This is a genomic window from Streptomyces sp. BK208 (assembly GCF_004364245.1).
Classification (GTDB): Bacteria; Actinomycetota; Actinomycetes; order Streptomycetales; family Streptomycetaceae; genus Streptomyces.
Genome location: NZ_SOAV01000016.1, coordinates 145,504 through 160,657, shown reverse-complemented (window position 1 = coordinate 160,657; position 15,154 = coordinate 145,504). Strand labels below are relative to the sequence as shown.

Below are 15,154 nucleotides of genomic sequence, written 5' to 3'. Positions count from 1 at the left end.
GGCAGCCCCGGTGCTCCGGCCCCCACGCCGGCGCGGAGCCGGGCGCGAGGCCATGGGGTAACGTCCCCGGCCTGGGCCGGATACGAGGCGAGACAGGGAGAAGGCCGACGTGGCGGGCCGAAAGGACGCGGGACGGCAGCGGACCTCCGGGGCCGGTGAGCACGCGGGATGGGCGCAGGAACTGCTCGAGCACCTGCGGCCGGGCGGACGCGACCTGAACCGGGTCGTGGCCTGGCTCGCCGCCACCGCCCACGCGAGCGTCTCGCTGCGGGACGACTGCGGCCGGCTGCTGGCCGGCACCCGCGTCCCGCTGGACGAGGGCCTGGTCGCCGACGTCACTTCCGGCCGGATCGCCTCGGCCGCCCTGGAGGACCGGGGGCGCCACCTGCGGCTCGTGCGGGTCGAGCGGTCCCTCCCGGCCCGGGCCGCCGTCCTCGCGGTGGCCCGCGGGGCACCTTTCGACCGGCGTGTCTCCGACATCGTCACGCACGCCGCCCAGGTGGTGGAGCTGTTGCTGGCCGGCCACGAGTCGGCCGCGGCCGGCCACCGGCTGCGGCGGGCCACCTCCGACCTGCGCCTGGCCATCCTGCAGTTGCTGATGGTCGAGGACACCGTCTCCGCCCGCCGGGTGGCCGCCGGACTCTGGCCCGGTCTCCTCGACACCGACACGGCCCGCGTCTACGTCGTGGAGAGCGGCCCCGCCGAGCGGGACCGCCTCGCCGAGGAGTGCCTGTCGGCGACGGGTAAGGAGGCGCTGGTCGTACGGTGCCCGGCGGTGGACGGACACGTGATCGTCCTCGCGCCGCGCGACACGGCCGGGCGGGAACTGCGCTCACTGGTCGGCCGCCGCCCCGGCGTGTTCCTCGGCGGCAGCGCACGGCAGGGGCTCGCCCGCACCGCGGCGGCCTACGGCCAGGCCGTCAGCGCCCTCGCGGTGGCCCGGTTCCGCCCTCAGCAGGCGGCCCTGTACGCCGAGCGGACCCGCCCCGAGCGGCTGATGGTCCCGGCGGAGCTGCACGACTGGACGGCCGGCGTGCTGAGCCCGCTCGACACCCTGGCGCACCACACCCGCGCCGAACTGCTCGCCACCACCCGGCTCGGCCTGGAGTTCACCGCCGTCAACGCGGCCAAGATCCTCGGGGTCAGCCGCAACACGGTCCGCGCCCGCATGGACCGGGTCGAGTCACTGCTGCGCACGGACTTCGACGACCTGACCGTCCGGGCCGTCGTCCACCTCACCCTGAACGCTAACGTCGGGCTCGCCGAACCCCCGCCCGGCACCGGCGCACGGTCCGGGGCGGCCCGGCTCACCGACCTGCTGTCCGGGCCCGCGCTGCGCACCTGGGCCGCCGGCCTGCTCGGCCGTCTCGACCCGGACGGCCGGGACCTGCGCCGCACCCTGCGCACCTGGATCGCCGCCGGCGGCAACGCCGAACGCGCCGCACACCGGCTCGGCATGCACGCGCAGACCGTCCGCGAGCACGTCCGCAGCGCCGAGCCGGTCCTCGAACGGCAGCTGCTCGCCGCCGGGAGCGACCTGTACGAGGTCGTGCTCGCCCATCTGGCGGCCGGCGACCTCGACCCGCCGTCCCTGCACGGGACGAAACCGGGCCATCCGGACTCACCTGTGCACGAGTGAGTCCCCCTGGCCCGGCAGCGGGCACCGGCACTGTTCACAACGGCGGAGCCGTCCACGTAGGTTCGACGGGACGGGGGCACGACCGGAACGGGGGACCGGTCGCGCCCCCGGGTGCCGCTCAGCCGTGGGGGAGGATCACCGCACGGCCGTTGACCTTGCCCTCGTGCAGCCGCTCGTAGGCGAGCGGGGCGTCGTCCAGCGAGTACGTCTCGGTGTGCACCGACACGGCGCCGGAGCGGGCCAGGTTCAGCACCTCGATCAGCTCGCTGCGGCTGCCCCAGTACGGCGCGTTGACCGACACCTCGAACGGCAGCATGCCGAACCCGACCGGCAGCGAGCCGCCCCCGATGCCGACCAGCGTGACGTCGCCCTCGACGGCGGCGACGGCTCCGGCGGTCCGCACGGTGGGCGCGACGCCGACGAAGTCGAACACGGCCTCGGCGCCGAGACCGCCGGTGATCTCACGCACCGCGTCCGCCGCCCCCGCGTCCGACAGCACCGCCTCGTGCGCGCCCACCGCACGGGCCAGCCGCAGCTTCTCCTCGGTGACGTCCAGCGCGACGACCCGGGCGGACGTCAGGGCGCGCAGCAGCTGGATGGCGACGTGGCCGAGACCGCCGGTGCCGATGACCACCGCGGTCGAACCGGGGACCAGCTTGGGCAGCGACCGCTTGATCGCGTGGTACGGGGTCAGCCCGGCGTCCGTGAGCGGTACCGCCGCGACCGGGTCGAGCCCGTCCAGCGGGACCAGGTGGCGCGGGTCGTCGATCAGCAGGTACTCCGCCATGGAACCCGGACGGCCGAGCCCCGGCGGACGGATGCCCAGCCGGTCGGCGCGCAGGCAGTAGTTCTCCTTGCCCTCCGCGCACTTGGCGCAGGTGCCGCAGCCCCAGGGCCCGTACACGGCGACCGCGTCGCCCTCGGCCAGTGTGCTCACCCCGGCGCCGAGCGCGGCCACGGTGCCGACGCCCTCGTGGCCGAGGGTGAGCGGCAGCTCGTAGGGGAAGCCCTCGGCGGGCCAGCTCATCACCGCGATGTCGGAGTGGCAGACGCCGGCCGCGGTCACCTTCAGCAGCACCTGGCCGGGGCCGGGTTCCGGGTCGGGGACCGTGACGACCTCGGGCGGGGCGCCGATGGTGCGGTACTGCAGTGCCTTCATGTTCGGCCTCCTTCGTTCTCCCCCCTGGCGGGTGACCGGTGTCAGACGGCCGTGTAGGCGCCGTCGACCAGGTGGTAGCTGCCGGCGACGAAGGACGCGCGGTCCGACAGCAGGAAGGCGATCAGCTCGGCGACCTCCTCGGAGCGCCCGAGGCGGCCGGCCGGGTGCAGGGCGACCAGGCCCTTGTAGGCGGCCTCGTCCATGCTCTTCAGCAGCGGGGTGTCGATGAAGCCGGGACCGACGGCGTTGATCCGGACGCCCTGGGCGGCGTACTCGGCGGCGGCCGCCTTGGTCAGCCCGACCACGCCGTGCTTGGCGGCGACATAGGCGGGCGAGCCCGCGAAGCCGACCGAGCCGAGGATGGAGGCGACGTTCACGATCGAGCCGCCGCGGCCCGCGGCCAGGATCGCGGGCAGCTCGAAGCGCATCGAGTAGAAGACGCCGTCGAGGTTGGTGCGCACCACCCGCTGGTAGGCGTCCACGTCGTACTCACCGGTCGGGGCGCTGGGGCCGCCGATGCCGGCGTTGTTCACCGCGAGGTCCAGTCCGCCATAGGTGTCGACGGTGAACCGGACCGCGGCCTCGACCGACTCCGGGCGGGTCACGTCCAGCTCGACGGCGGCGGCGCGCACGCCCTGCGCCGTGAGGTCGGCGACGGCCCGGTCGGCGCCCTCGGTGTCGAAGTCGGCGACGACGACGTTCGCGCCGCCGGAGCCGAGCCGGTGGGCGGTGGCGAGGCCGATGCCGGAGGCGGCACCGGTGACGAGGGCGGTGCGCCCGGCGAACTCGGCGGCGGAAGTGGTGCCGGTGGCGGGGGTGGTGTCGGTGGTGCTCATGGTGCTGTTCTCACTCTTCGATGGTGCCGGCGGGGGTCGCGGCCGCGGCCTCCGTGATCAGGGCGTCGTAGGCCCGCTCCACCAGGGCGGCGAGGTCTGCGGCTCCCGAGTCCCCCTCACCGCCGCGCGCCCACAGGCGCAGGGCGGCGATCAGAACCCCGGCGGCGGCGTCGACGACGGCGGCCGGGCGCACGTCCCGGGCGGTCTCGTCGATCCCCAGCCGGGCGGCGACGATGCGGATCGACTCCTCCTGGGCGTCGACCCGGATGCGCTGGTAGGCGGCGAACAGCTCGGGCTCGGTGCCGGCCAGGGCCAGCAGGCGGCGCATCCGGGGACGCACGTGCCAGGCCGGGTCCTCCCCGTCGGCCAGCCAGTCCCGCACGGCCCTGCGGTAGGCGAGCAGCGGCGGCTCCCCGGCGGGGCGGGCCCGCAGCAGCGCGTTGATCCGGTCGCCGTCCCGGCGGACGAAGTCGAGCGCCGCGTCCTCCTTCCCGGCGAAGTGCCGGCTGAACGTGCGGCGCGTGACGTCCGCCCGCTCGGCGATCGCCTCCACGGTGGTCGCCGCCGGCCCGCGCTCCAGGATCAGGTCGCAAGCGGCGGTGGCCAGCGCGTCGCGGGTCTGCCGCGCCTTGCGCTGCCGCCGGTCGTCGGTGGGGGAGGGCTTCGTCGCCGTCATGCCTCCGAGCGTACACCCGGAAATGTCTCACTGAGACATATGACCCACTGGGACACATGGCCCGCTGGGACATCACTCGCCCGGACTCCCGCCCTCACCCCACCTGCCGCAGTGCCGAGCGGGCCGCCGCGACGGCCTGCTCGGCGTAGCCGCGCCCGAACAGCACGGCGTGCACCAGCAGCGGGAAGAGCTGGTGCACACCGACGCGGCCCGTCCAGCCGTCCGCGAGCGGAGCCGCCTCCTGATAGCCCGCCAGGATCCGGTCCAGGTGCGGACAGCCGAAGAGGCGCAGCATCGCCAGGTCGCTCTCCGGGTGCCCGCCGTGCGCCGCCGGGTCGATCAGGTGGACCCGCCCGTCGGCGCCCCACAGCACGTTGCCGTTCCACAGGTCCCCGTGCAGCCGGGCCGGCGGCCGCGCGGGCCCCGCCAGCTCGGGCAGCCGCTCGCAGACCCGCTCGACGTCGGCTGCCTCGGCCGTGCGGACGGTGCCGGCGTCGACCGCGCGGCGCAGATACGGCAGCACGCGGTGCGCGGCGTACCAGCGGGGCCAGTCGTCCCCGGGGACGTTGCGCATCGGGGCGAGCCCGATGTACGCCTCCTCGGGTCCGCCGGGCGGCGCGGCGCCGAACGCCGGTGCCCCGGCGGCATGCAGCCCGGCCAGTTCCCGGCCGAACCGCTCCGCCGCCCCGGCGCTCGCCGGCCCCTGCGCCACCCGGTCCGTGACCAGGGCGCGCTCGTCCGCGCCGTGCACCGCCGGGATCCGGACCGTCCCGGCGTCCGCGAGCCAGCGCAGCCCCGCGGCCTCGGCCCGGGCCGCGCCCGGGGCTTCCTGGAACTTGACGACGACCGTGCGGCCGTCGTCGAGGGCGACTTCGGTGAGCGCCCCGGACAGCGGACGCTCACCGGTCACCGCCCGGCCGGTGAACCGGGCCGCGACGGAGGAGGGCGAGCTGGTGGGAGTCATGTCCACGAGCCTAGGACGCTGCCGCGGCCGGGCCGGGAGCCCACCGCGGCCGGGCCGGGTCCCGTCGCGGCCGGATCACGTCCCCGCCGCGGCCGGCGGGCGCGATGCCGTGCCCGGCTGCCGCCGACCCGGTGAAAAGCGCCGGGTGCGCCGATCGGAGAGCCCGGGCGCGGGGGAGCAATGGGACTATGACCAGTTCAGCGTTCCATCGCACCATCACCCTGCCCGCCCCCGTGTGCCGGCAGGCCGCACAGCACCTGGAGCAAGCGGTGCACAAGGCCATCGACGGTGCCGCCACGCCGTGGCGCGCCTTCCGCGGCGCCGACGGCGACGACTTCGCGTTCTCCGTCCCGGTCGTCGAGCAGGCCGCGGGCTGTCTGCTGGTACTGGCCGCCGAGAGCGCCCAGAGCCTGCGGCCCTCCGCGCTGCGCGCCCTGATCACCGTCGCCCTGCACCTGCGGGACGCGGCCGAGGCCGTCCGCCGCCCGGCGGCTCCCAGCGTGGCCTGGTGAAGGCGCCCTCCGGCACGGGCCGGGTGCCGATGAGGTGATCCGTCAGGTGCCGACGAGGTGAACCGCCCCCCACAGGGCCACCGTCGACGCGGCGACCGTGGTCGGCACGGTGAGCAGCCCCAGCAGGGTGAAGCGGCCCAGCTCCACCTCGATGCCGTGCCGGTGCAGGATGCGCCGCCAGAGCAGGGTCGCCAGCGAACCGACGTAGGTCAGGTTGGGTCCGAGGTTCACTCCGATCAGCACGGCGAGGACCTGGGCCGGGCCGGCGGGCGCGGCCAGCGGGAGCAGGGCCAGTACCGCCGGCAGGTTGTTGACCAGGTTGGCCAGCAGCGCGGCGACCGCCGCCACCGCGAGCAGCGCCGGCAGCGAGTCCCCGTCCGGCAGCAGCCGCCCCAGCTGCGCGGCCGGTCCGCCCACCACCACCGCCTGCACCACGACGCCGAGGGCGAGTACGAACAGGCAGAACAGCGGGGCGGCGGCGCCCACCATCTCCCGGGGCGTGACATGGCGCCGGGCCAGCGCCCGCACCCCGAGCACCAGCACACCGCCGAGCGCCGCCCAGGCGGGCTCCACCCCGGCCGGCGAGGCCACCGCGAACCCGGCCAGGGTGAGGGCGACGACGACGACGGTGAACCGCGGCACGGCGGGCGGGGGCGGCGTGGCCGGCACGGTCGGTCCGGCCCCGGGGGCACCGCCCGGCGCCTTCGGGGCCGCCGGGCCGACCCGCGCGGGAGCGACGGGCACGGGAGCGAGGGGTGCGGGATCGGCCAGGTCCGCGCGGAAGAACCCGCGGAACACGGCGTACTCGACGACGATCGCGGCCAGCCAGGGCAGCGCCATCAGCGCGGCGAACCGGGTGAAGGACAGCCCGCTCGCCGTGAACGCCAGCAGGTTGGTCAGGTTGGAGACCGGCAGGAGCAGCGAGGCGGAGTTCGCCAGGTGCGCCGTCGCGTACACGTGCGGGCGTGCTCGGGCGCCGGCCCGGGACGCGGTGGCGAGGACCACGGGCGTGAGCAGGACGGCGGTGGCGTCCAGACTGAGCACGGCCGTCACCGCGCAGGCCACGGCGAACACCCCGGTCAGCAGTCGTCGCGGACTCCCGCCGCACCGGCGGGCCACGGCCGCGCCGACCGCCTCGAACAGGCCCTCCTTCGCGCACAGGTAGGCCAGCATCAGCACCAGCGCGAGGAAGACGACGACCGGCAGCAGCGTGCGGGTCTGCTCCCACGCCTCGGTCGGGGTGACCGAGCCGAGGGCGACGACCAGCACGGCGGCGGGCACGGCGGCGACGGCCTCCGGCAGGCCCCGGGGACGCAGTACGGCGAAGGCCAGGACAGCCAGCAGCAGGGCGACGGGGACGGCCTCGGAGAGGACGGTGGTACTCAGGACTTCTCCTCCACACCGGAGAGCCGGGCGGGAACCCGGTGATCGGCGAACGGGGTACAGGGTCGCACTCCGGACGGGACGACGTGCGCAGGGCGGGATGTGGCCGAGGCCACGCCGTGGGCGAGAGCCGGGCCACGTCCCGCGCGGTGCGCCGCGGGCTACCGTCCGCACGGACCCGTGTTCCCCACGACGAGCAGTTCGGACGGCCCGCCAGTGCACACAGATCTCTCCCCCGTCATCGCGGCGACCGCCCAGTGGCTCACCCGCGCCTACCCGGCGTCCGGGGGTGCGCTGGCGGACGCCCTGTGCGAGGTGCAGGCCCGGCAGGCCGTGACGGTCGCGGCCCGGCTGCGCTGTCCCACCCCGATGGACGTGGCGCTGCTCGGCGTCGTGGGCCCCGGTGGTGCCGCACGGCTCGACTGGATCACCGGTGCCGACGGTGCGTCCTTCGCCGGCCCCGACGCGGACGCCTGGCGTACCTGGGTGGACGAGGTCGTCGCCAGCTGGGCCGCCTGCCTGCTGACCGAGCCCGCGCTCGCCGGTCCCGCCGTCGCCGCGCCGGCCGACGGCGGCCCCCCGGCCGGACCTCCGGTGGAGTTCCGGCGCCTGCCGGCACCCGACGAGTCCGACCGCCGGGCGGCGGCCCTGCTGCGCCATCCGGACCTCGTCGCCCCCGTCGCCGCCCTGCACCACGCCCAGCTCCTGGCCCGCCTGGATCCGGGCCGGGCCCTCGTCGCCTGACGGGCGACGGGCGGCCGGCGGGCATGGGGCGGCAGTCGGCGGCCGGCGGGCACGGGACGGCAGTCGGCCGGCGGCTGTCGCTGTGTGCAGGCATCGGGCGCCAGTCGGCCGGCGACTCCGTGCGGGTGTGTGTGGGCGGGTGTGTGCGGGCGGCCGGCGGCAGGATCCGGACGGCAGGCATACGAGGCCGGGGGTGATGCCCGGCGCCGCCCGACGTGGGCCTCAGGCAGCCGTCTCCAGGTTCGCCACCGGGGACACCCGCGGCGCCGTCGTCCCGCGCTCGCGCAGCAGGTGGCCCGCACCGATCGTGCCGGCGATGATCAGCCCGCCCGCGATCAGGGCGCCGCGGGCGCCGGCCATCTCCATCAGGAGGCCCAGCGCGGGCGGCCCGCCCAGGCCCCAGACGGTGCCGATGCTGCCCCACACCCCGAGGACCCGGCCCCGCAGGTGGGCGGGCGGGTCGGTCTGGAGCACGGCCGTGCCCGCGGTGTCGGAGACGGACTCCACGACGGCCATCGGCAGCACCATCACCAGCAGGACGGCCAGCGACGGCGACATGCCCGCCACCACCTGGAGCAGCCCGCCCGCCGCCGCCAGCGCCCCCACCACCCGTACGGAGGGGCGGCGCAGCCGGGCGCCCAGGACGGCGCCGACGATGCCGCCGGCCGCCAGCACCGTGGACACCGTGCCGAACGATCCCGCGCCGCCCGCGAGCGGCCCGGTGACCAGCACGGCCAGGGTCAGCTGGTAGTTGCGCCCGAAGACCGCGCTCACCCCGGTGACACCGGCCAGCGCCAGCAGCCGGGGGCGGCGCACGAAGAACGCGAGCCCCGCGCGCACGCTCATGGTGTCCGGCGGACCGTCCTCCCGCGCCGTCCGGGTCTGCGCGGCGGCACCGCGCGCCGGACGCAGGAACGGGATGACCGCGGCCACGAACAGGAACGACAGCCCGTTGGCCGCGTACGCGGCGGCCGTGCCGAGGAAACCGACCGTCACACCGGCCAGCGCGGCGCCCGTGAGCCGGCCCGCCTGGTGCACCAGCGCGCCCACCCCGATCGCCGAGGGCACGTCCTCGCGCGGGACGAGGTCGTTGCCGAGCAGGGAGCACGCCGGGCCGTCGACGGTGGCGATGACACCGGTGACGGCGGCCAGCACCATGAGCGTGGTCAGGTCGAGGCGGTCCAGCGCCACCATGACCGCGGTCACGAACGCGACCGTGCCGAGCAGCGCCTGGCTGACCGCGGCGGTCAGTCTGCGCGGCCAGCGGTCGACGGCCGCACCGCCGAACACGCTGATCAGCAGCGCGGGCGCGGCCTGCACGGACATGGACAGACCCGTCGCCGCAGCGGACCCGGTGATCTGCAGGACCAGCAGGTTCTGCACGGTCAGCTGCATCCACGTACCGGCGTTCGACACGAAGTTCGCGACCGACCACCAGCGCATGCTGCGGTACCGCAGGGAGCGCCACGGCGAGCGGGTCGCGGACCCGGACGGCGCGGCGGGGGAGGACGGCGGGGCGGGGGCGGAGGAAGAAGACACAGGGGCGCCACTCGAAGGCGGGTCGGGGACCCGGAAGGGAAACGGACGGGAACGAGTAGGCCGGCTGCGCTGCGCGGCCGTTCCACTGGGCCGGAAACGGCGCCGACCATCGTGACAGAAGGCATCGGCGAGTCGTCGCCGGTCCGCGCTCCGCCCGCTGCCCGGCCGGGTCAACGACCGCCGGGAGGAACGCACTTGACGGGCCGAGTGGATTTGAACACAGGAACGTGATCACGGCACCGGTACCTGCCGCCCGCCCGTCGGCCGCGACCGCGGTCACGGAGCGTGACACCGTCGGTGGACACCGGCGCATGCGGGCGCCCCGGCGGGGCACCCGGGGCAGGCTCTTCGGCGCTCCGTGAGTGCGCCGGGCGCACCGCTGAGGCGCGCACCGGTACTCCGGTCGCGCCCGCCGAGGGAGAAAGGTCGTCCTCATGATGCCGACGGCGGCGTTCGGCCCACGGGGGGAGTCCCGGGCGCCCTGGGACCGTGTCCTGGTGACCGGCGGCGCAGGATTCCTCGGCTCCCACCTGTGCACCCGGCTGCTCGACGCGGGCGCGGGCGTCGACTGCCTGGACAACCTCTCCACCGGCCGTGCGGAGAAGGTGGCCCACCTGGCGGGGCGCCCCGGCTTCCGGTTCCTGGAGGGAGACGTATCGGGACCCGGCTGCGCCGACGCCCTCACCGGCCCCTACGACCTGGTCCTGCACCTCGCGGGCCCGGCGCCCCCGGCCGCCCGGCCGAGGCGGCCCGTGGAGGTACTCGAAGCGGGCAGCCTGGGCACCCGTACCGCGCTGAACGTCGCCGGCCGGGACGGCGCCCGGTTCCTGCTCGCCTCCTCCGCGCCGGCGTGCTCCGACGCCCATGCCGGCCTCCCGGACGACGCCGATCCGGTACGTCCCCACCGTGCCTGCGCCGAGGCCGTCCGGTTCTCCGAGGCGCTGGTCGCCGCGCACGCGGAGGCCCACGGCTCGAACGCCGGGATCGTCCGGCTGTTCTCCGGATACGGACCCGGCATGCGGACGGACGGCGCGAGCACGCCGGCGGCCGCCATCGAGCAGGCCCTGGCCGGGCGGCCGGTCACCGTCGTCGGCGACGGCAGCCGGACCCGCCCCCTGTGCTATGTCGACGACATGGTCGACGGCGTCCTGCTGGTCGCGGCCGGCCGTTCGGTGCGGCCGGTGGACATCGGCGGCGACGAGGAGCCCACGGACGCCGAGATCGCCCGGCTGGTGATCGAGCTGACCGGCTCCGACTCGCCGCTGACCTTCGTCGAGGACCCCGGGCACGGGCACGCCGAGCCCCGGCCGGTCACCGGCTTCGCCCGTGAGATCTTCGGCTGGCTGCCGGGGGTGAGCTGGCAGGACGGACTCGAACGCACCGTAGCCGCCCTGCGCGGACGGCACCCGGTTCCCGGGGCGACCGGCGGGGCCGCGCGGGAGGAGACGGGGGAGTGGTGGGCGTGACGTGAGAGCGGGGCCGGGGGGAGCGGTGGGCGTGGCGTGAGAGCGGGGCCGCCCAGCACAAGCGCGTGAGAGGGCCGTTCACCGTGGCGAAGGGCCCTCTCACGTGTGGCGGCGGTGACCGCTCAGCCGGACTTGCCCCGGCCCGACATCGCGTCCCGCACCCGGTCGACCATGCCCGCGCCGGGGGCGAGCAGCTTGTTCATCGGCGGCTTGTCCGGGGCGGCGGGGTGGGGCCGGGTGGGCGCCGTCTTCTTCGCCTGCCGGACCTTGTCGCCCAACTGGTCCAGGGCGTCCGCGGGACACGCCTCGCGGAGCCTCGGGAACAGGTTGCCCTCCTCGTCGGCGATGTGCTCACGGATCTCGCTCATCAGGTTGCCGATCAGCCGGTCGAACTCGGCGTCGTCCGCCGCGCACCCCTCCAGATCCTTCATGATCTGCTCGGCGCCGGCGTGATCCTCCAGCTCCTTGTCCGCGAGGGCGTCCCCGTTCGCCACGTGCTCGCGGACGGCCGGGTACAGATACGCCTCCTCCGCCACCGAGTGCCGGATCAGCTCGATCGTGGCCTGATCGGCGTACAGCTTGCGGTCCTTGTGACCGGGCGGCAGCGCCTCGATCCTGCCGAAGAGCTCCTCGACCTCGCGGTGATCGGTCGTCAGCTCGTCGATGACGTTTCCTCCGTGTCCCATGCTCCACCTCCAGCGAAGTCGTGGCGGTCACGGGACCGACCCGCCACGGGGGTAGGGACCACCGGGTCCCCGGGGGCGCCGCGGGCCAACGCCCGTCTCAGCTTCCGAGCTTGGCCCGCACACCGCCCGCCCGGGACGCCGGTCCGGCCGTGGCGCGGACCGTGCGCTGCACCAGGTGGGCGTCGCGCCGCAGACCCCGGGCGGCGTGCCGTCCGCGCCACAGCCACGAGGGCGCGGCGCCCGTGTCGTCGGCCGCGATCAGCAGGCCGCCCATCATGGACAGGTTCTTCAGGAAGTGGATGCGCTGCTGGGCCCGGTCGGACGCGTCCTCCGCGTCCCAGAACCGGTGCGCCGCCAGCGTGGTGGGGACCAGGGTCGCCGCGAGGGCCAGCGCGGCCACCCGCGGACACCGGCCGAGGCCGAGCATGAGGCCGCCCACCACGTGCACGGCGCCGTTGAGCCGTACGAGTTGCTCGGTGCTGTCCGGCAGCACCGACACGCGGTCGGTCACTGGCCGCACGACAGGCTCGGCCGCCGGTGCCACGTCCTGCGGCCTGCGCAGCGACTGCAGGCCGCCCGCGACGAACATCGAGGCGAGCATCGGCCGGCCGGCCAGACGCAGAAGACTCATGACGCTCTCTCGCTCTCTCCGAGGGGGTGCGACGGGATCACCAGCGGGGTGGTGCCCCTCTGGGATCATCTGGTGCCCCGGCCGGGCGGCGCCATTCGGCGTGCGGGGCGGCACCGGTACGGTCCGGCACCCCGCCGGGCGGGAAAAACGCAGGTCACGGACTGGTGAGGATCTGGGGCGACAAGTTCTTGATCATGGTGTTGGTCCAGCGCATCTGGCGCAGCGTCCGCCGTACGGACTGGGTCTCGGCGATGTCGTGGCCGAACCTCGCGATCACGTCGGCGTGGCCGAAGTCGTCGCGGCTGCCGGGCTGTCCGTCGCAGCCGAAGCGCGATGCGGGTCCCTCCGTTGTGGGAGCGCTCCCAAGCGGGCAGGATGGTGGGGTGACCGCGACTGCCTCCGTACGCCCCTACCGACCGGCCGATGCCCCGGCCCTCGACGACATCTGCATCCGGACCGCGCACAACGGCCGCGACAGCAGGCCGGAGTACGTCGACCCCGCCATCCTCCCGGCCGTCTTCGCCGCCCCCTACGTCCACCTGGACCCCGGGCTCGCCTTCGTGCTGGACGACGGGGCGGGCCGTGCCGTCGGCTACGTCCTCGGCACGGCGGACACCGCGCGCTTCGCCGAGGAGTTCCGGGTGAAGTGGCTGCCCCGGGTCGCGGACCGCCACCCGGCGCCGCAGGGACCGCCCGGCACCCCGGACGAGGTCATGGCCGGGCTGCTGCACGACCCCGAGCGCATGGTCGTCCCCGAACTGGCCGCGTACCCGGCCCACCTGCACATCGACCTGCTGCCCGAGTGGCAGGGACGGGGCCACGGCCGGGCCCTGATGCGGGCGTTCTGGCGTGCTCTGCGGGAGCGCGGGGTACCGGCCGTCCACCTGGTCATGGCGACGGCCAACACCCCGGCCAGGGCCTTCTACGACCGGCTGGGCTTCCACGAGATCGCGGCGGCCGGACTCGACCCCGCCGACGTCACCTGCCTGGGCCGTACGACGCAGGAGACGGTGCCGGACTGGCGGACGGGGCGTCAGTCCGCGCCGAGCTGATACACGTTGAAGGCCCGGCGGATGACCGGCTGTGCCACGTTGCGCACCCGGACCCCGCCGGCCGTCATCCCGTGCTCCGAGCCGAGGTGCGCGTGGCCGTGGACGGCCAGGTCGGCGCCGGCCGTGTCGATCGCCTCCGCCAGCAGATAGCTGCCGAGGAACGGATGGATCTCCGGCGGCTCCCCGGCCAGCGTGTCCGCGACGGGGGAGAAGTGGGTCAGTGCCACCCGGGCCGTACAGCCCTTCTCTCCCAGTTCCTTCAGCGCGGCGTGCAGACTGTCCGCCGAGCGGCGGGTGGTACGGACGAACTCCTTCATCACCGGCTCACCGAACTCGCCCGCGCTGCGCCCGACGAAGCCGCCGCCGAACCCCTTGGTCCCGGCGATCCCCAGCCGGCCGCCGGCACACTCCACGACGGTCGCCTCGCCCTCCAGCACGGTCACGCCGGCGTCCCGCAGGACGGCGGTGACCTTCTCGGGCTGCTCGTCGTGGTGGTCGTGGTTGCCGAGCACCGCCACCACCGGGACCGGCAGGTCCCGTACCTCCCGGGCCACCACCCGTGCCTCCTCGGGCGTGCCGTGACGGGTGAGGTCCCCCGCCAGCAGCAGGAGGTCGGCACAGTCGGGCAGGGTGTCGAACGCGGGTCGCAGCAGGCCTTCGCTGTCGGGCCCCATGTGGATGTCTCCGACGGCGGCGACGCGGATCATCACAGCTCCTCGGCATGGTCGGGGCGGGTGGTCTCCGCCACCACGACGTCGGTGTGCACGGTCAGCCCCGCCAGCTCCTCGCGGGCGAGACGCAGCACGGCATCGCGGCACTGCGCGGACGGCACGGTGCCCGTGAGCGCGACCGCCCCGGCCCTCAGCTCTGCGCGCACGCCCAGCTCACCGAGTTCCTCGGCGGCGAGCCGCTCCTGCAGGTGGGCCACACGGTACGCGGCGTTCTGAGTGCTCTCGGTGCTCTCGGCGTGCCCGACGTGCCCGGCGTGCCCGGCGTCGTCACGGTCCCCGGCCGCGGAGGCGGGGCCGCTCGCCGCGGGACCCTGGTGTCCGACGGGGTCGCTCATGACTGCTCCTCCTTCGCGGCGGTGACCGGCGAACCGGACGGCGGGACGATCTGCAGCCGTTCGAGGATGAAGAAGAACGCGGCGGGCATCGGCTCCTCGCCGCACTCCCGGCGCAGCGCCTCCCAGTCGATCTTCTCGCGCAGGGTGCGGGCGATCGGCAGCACCGCCCCGAAGTCGCAGTGGTGCTCCGAGAAGGCCGCCAGCAGACCGCGCAGCAGATCGGTCGGCGACAGGACCGGCATGAGCACCGAATCGACCGACAGGTCCCGGGCCCGGGCCAACAGCTCCGTCGTGACGGGATCGTGCGCCATCTCGAAGATGAGGTCCACCTGCTGACCGAGGCAGTCCGCCTTGAGCAGCCAGTCCTCGGGCGGCGTGTAGACCACCAGCCCCGCCGCGCGCAGGGTCGCGGCGACGGCGTCCGCGTCCTCGGGCCTGATGCAGAAGTCGACGTCGTGCTGCAGGTTCTGCGTGCCGCCGTGCGCGTACACGGCGACGCTCCCCGCCAGCGCGAAGGGGTGCTCCGCCTTCTTGAGGATCGAGCCGACCTGCTTGGCCGCCTGGAGGATCGCCTGGTTGCGGTCGAGCGGCAGGTCCTCGTGCCGGGGGACGGGCCCGGCCTCCCCGGCGGCCGGGCGCAGCTCGGAGACGCCGGTGCGCCTGCCGGGAGCGTGGTCGTCGGCGGGCTGCGTCATCACTGTCCCCTTCCGGATGTCGCCATCGGCGGACCGGAACGGACCGGCCCTCCCCTTGCCCGTTCGGGTACCCGGCGCCGTACCGCCGACACCGTGGCCCATGGCG

At 75.3% G+C, this 15,154-nt stretch carries 17 protein-coding genes; 5 read left to right on the top strand and 12 right to left on the bottom strand.

Features of this window, described 5'->3' with window-relative positions:
- Window positions 1-109 precede the first annotated feature (109 nt).
- On the top strand, window positions 110-1,639 hold the full coding sequence (locus EV562_RS31960) for a helix-turn-helix domain-containing protein (protein WP_133890350.1): 1,530 nt from the start codon (window positions 110-112) through the stop codon (window positions 1,637-1,639).
- Between the two features lie 118 nt (window positions 1,640-1,757).
- On the opposite strand, the gene EV562_RS31955 is transcribed toward EV562_RS31960, so the two are convergent.
- The 4 genes from EV562_RS31955 to EV562_RS31940 form a co-directional block, all read right to left on the bottom strand.
- Complete coding sequence (locus EV562_RS31955) at window positions 1,758-2,798, bottom strand: NAD(P)-dependent alcohol dehydrogenase (protein ID WP_133890349.1); 1,041 nt, start codon at window positions 2,796-2,798, stop codon at window positions 1,758-1,760.
- Between the two features lie 41 nt (window positions 2,799-2,839).
- Entirely contained in the window at window positions 2,840-3,634 is a 795-nt protein-coding gene (locus tag EV562_RS31950; protein WP_133890348.1) for an SDR family NAD(P)-dependent oxidoreductase, read from the bottom strand.
- 10 nt (window positions 3,635-3,644) lie between these two features.
- Window positions 3,645-4,310, bottom strand: a complete 666-nt coding sequence (locus EV562_RS31945) for a TetR/AcrR family transcriptional regulator (protein ID WP_133890347.1) — start codon at window positions 4,308-4,310, stop codon at window positions 3,645-3,647.
- Window positions 4,311-4,404: 94 nt separating this feature from the next.
- Window positions 4,405-5,274, bottom strand: coding sequence for a fructosamine kinase family protein (locus EV562_RS31940; RefSeq protein ID WP_133890346.1), 870 nt, complete (start codon window positions 5,272-5,274; stop codon window positions 4,405-4,407).
- A 188-nt stretch (window positions 5,275-5,462) separates the two neighbouring features.
- On the opposite strand from EV562_RS31940, the gene EV562_RS31935 reads away from it, so the two are divergent.
- Window positions 5,463-5,786 carry a hypothetical protein gene (locus EV562_RS31935; RefSeq protein WP_133890345.1) on the top strand — a complete coding sequence of 108 codons (324 nt, stop codon included), beginning with the start codon at window positions 5,463-5,465 and terminating at the stop codon, window positions 5,784-5,786.
- 42 nt (window positions 5,787-5,828) lie between these two features.
- On the opposite strand, the gene EV562_RS31930 is transcribed toward EV562_RS31935, so the two are convergent.
- The gene (locus EV562_RS31930; RefSeq protein WP_133890379.1) at window positions 5,829-7,172 is read right to left on the bottom strand and encodes an SLC13 family permease; all 1,344 of its coding nucleotides are present in this window, start codon (window positions 7,170-7,172) and stop codon (window positions 5,829-5,831) included.
- Between the two features lie 213 nt (window positions 7,173-7,385).
- Here EV562_RS31930 and EV562_RS31925 point away from each other — a divergent pair, with 213 nt between their 5' ends.
- Complete coding sequence (locus EV562_RS31925) at window positions 7,386-7,913, top strand: hypothetical protein (protein WP_166662095.1); 528 nt, start codon at window positions 7,386-7,388, stop codon at window positions 7,911-7,913.
- Window positions 7,914-8,135: 222 nt separating this feature from the next.
- Here EV562_RS31925 and EV562_RS31920 read toward each other — a convergent pair whose 3' ends face one another.
- Window positions 8,136-9,452 carry an MFS transporter gene (locus EV562_RS31920; protein ID WP_133890343.1) on the bottom strand — a complete coding sequence of 439 codons (1,317 nt, stop codon included), beginning with the start codon at window positions 9,450-9,452 and terminating at the stop codon, window positions 8,136-8,138.
- 434 nt (window positions 9,453-9,886) lie between these two features.
- Here EV562_RS31920 and EV562_RS31915 point away from each other — a divergent pair, with 434 nt between their 5' ends.
- Window positions 9,887-10,918 (top strand): NAD-dependent epimerase/dehydratase family protein, encoded by a 1,032-nt coding sequence (locus tag EV562_RS31915; RefSeq protein WP_133890342.1) that lies wholly within the window; start codon window positions 9,887-9,889, stop codon window positions 10,916-10,918.
- 122 nt (window positions 10,919-11,040) lie between these two features.
- On the opposite strand, the gene EV562_RS31910 is transcribed toward EV562_RS31915, so the two are convergent.
- From EV562_RS31910 to EV562_RS35920, 3 genes are all read right to left on the bottom strand, one after another.
- Window positions 11,041-11,604 carry a hemerythrin domain-containing protein gene (locus tag EV562_RS31910; RefSeq protein WP_133890341.1) on the bottom strand — a complete coding sequence of 188 codons (564 nt, stop codon included), beginning with the start codon at window positions 11,602-11,604 and terminating at the stop codon, window positions 11,041-11,043.
- A 97-nt stretch (window positions 11,605-11,701) separates the two neighbouring features.
- Window positions 11,702-12,235 (bottom strand): DoxX family protein, encoded by a 534-nt coding sequence (locus EV562_RS31905; protein ID WP_133890340.1) that lies wholly within the window; start codon window positions 12,233-12,235, stop codon window positions 11,702-11,704.
- 154 nt (window positions 12,236-12,389) lie between these two features.
- Window positions 12,390-12,512: a hypothetical protein gene (locus EV562_RS35920; RefSeq protein ID WP_279588521.1), complete on the bottom strand. Its 123-nt coding sequence runs from the start codon at window positions 12,510-12,512 to the stop codon at window positions 12,390-12,392.
- A 106-nt stretch (window positions 12,513-12,618) separates the two neighbouring features.
- Here EV562_RS35920 and EV562_RS31900 point away from each other — a divergent pair, with 106 nt between their 5' ends.
- On the top strand, window positions 12,619-13,287 hold the full coding sequence (locus EV562_RS31900; protein ID WP_166662094.1) for an N-acetyltransferase: 669 nt from the start codon (window positions 12,619-12,621) through the stop codon (window positions 13,285-13,287).
- Here the strand turns inward: EV562_RS31900 and EV562_RS31895 are convergent.
- From EV562_RS31895 to EV562_RS31880, 3 genes are all read right to left on the bottom strand, one after another.
- Window positions 13,269-13,994 carry a metallophosphoesterase gene (locus EV562_RS31895; RefSeq protein ID WP_166662093.1) on the bottom strand — a complete coding sequence of 242 codons (726 nt, stop codon included), beginning with the start codon at window positions 13,992-13,994 and terminating at the stop codon, window positions 13,269-13,271. The two genes, EV562_RS31900 and EV562_RS31895, sit on opposite strands and share 19 nt — an antisense overlap.
- Window positions 13,994-14,215 carry a BON domain-containing protein gene (locus tag EV562_RS36035; protein WP_133890378.1) on the bottom strand — a complete coding sequence of 74 codons (222 nt, stop codon included), beginning with the start codon at window positions 14,213-14,215 and terminating at the stop codon, window positions 13,994-13,996. Before EV562_RS36035 ends, EV562_RS31895 begins: the two co-directional genes overlap by 1 nt.
- A 134-nt stretch (window positions 14,216-14,349) precedes the next feature.
- Complete coding sequence (locus EV562_RS31880) at window positions 14,350-15,048, bottom strand: nucleotidyltransferase family protein (RefSeq protein WP_133890337.1); 699 nt, start codon at window positions 15,046-15,048, stop codon at window positions 14,350-14,352.
- Window positions 15,049-15,154 lie beyond the last annotated feature (106 nt).

Excerpts from the sequence above, each read along its gene's own strand:
- EV562_RS31955 (WP_133890349.1), bottom strand. The coding sequence starts at position 2,798 with ATGAAGGCACTGCAGTACCGCACCATCGGCGCCCCGCCCGAGGTCGTC.
- EV562_RS31935 (WP_133890345.1), top strand. The coding sequence starts at position 5,463 with ATGACCAGTTCAGCGTTCCATCGCACCATCACCCTGCCCGCCCCCGTG.
- EV562_RS31940 (WP_133890346.1), bottom strand. The coding sequence starts at position 5,274 with ATGACTCCCACCAGCTCGCCCTCCTCCGTCGCGGCCCGGTTCACCGGC.
- EV562_RS31895 (WP_166662093.1), bottom strand. The coding sequence starts at position 13,994 with ATGATCCGCGTCGCCGCCGTCGGAGACATCCACATGGGGCCCGACAGC.
- EV562_RS31945 (WP_133890347.1), bottom strand. The coding sequence starts at position 4,310 with ATGACGGCGACGAAGCCCTCCCCCACCGACGACCGGCGGCAGCGCAAG.
- EV562_RS31880 (WP_133890337.1), bottom strand. The coding sequence starts at position 15,048 with ATGACGCAGCCCGCCGACGACCACGCTCCCGGCAGGCGCACCGGCGTC.
- EV562_RS31915 (WP_133890342.1), top strand. The coding sequence starts at position 9,887 with ATGATGCCGACGGCGGCGTTCGGCCCACGGGGGGAGTCCCGGGCGCCC.
- EV562_RS31910 (WP_133890341.1), bottom strand. The coding sequence starts at position 11,604 with ATGGGACACGGAGGAAACGTCATCGACGAGCTGACGACCGATCACCGC.
- EV562_RS31950 (WP_133890348.1), bottom strand. The coding sequence starts at position 3,634 with ATGAGCACCACCGACACCACCCCCGCCACCGGCACCACTTCCGCCGCC.
- EV562_RS31905 (WP_133890340.1), bottom strand. The coding sequence starts at position 12,235 with ATGAGTCTTCTGCGTCTGGCCGGCCGGCCGATGCTCGCCTCGATGTTC.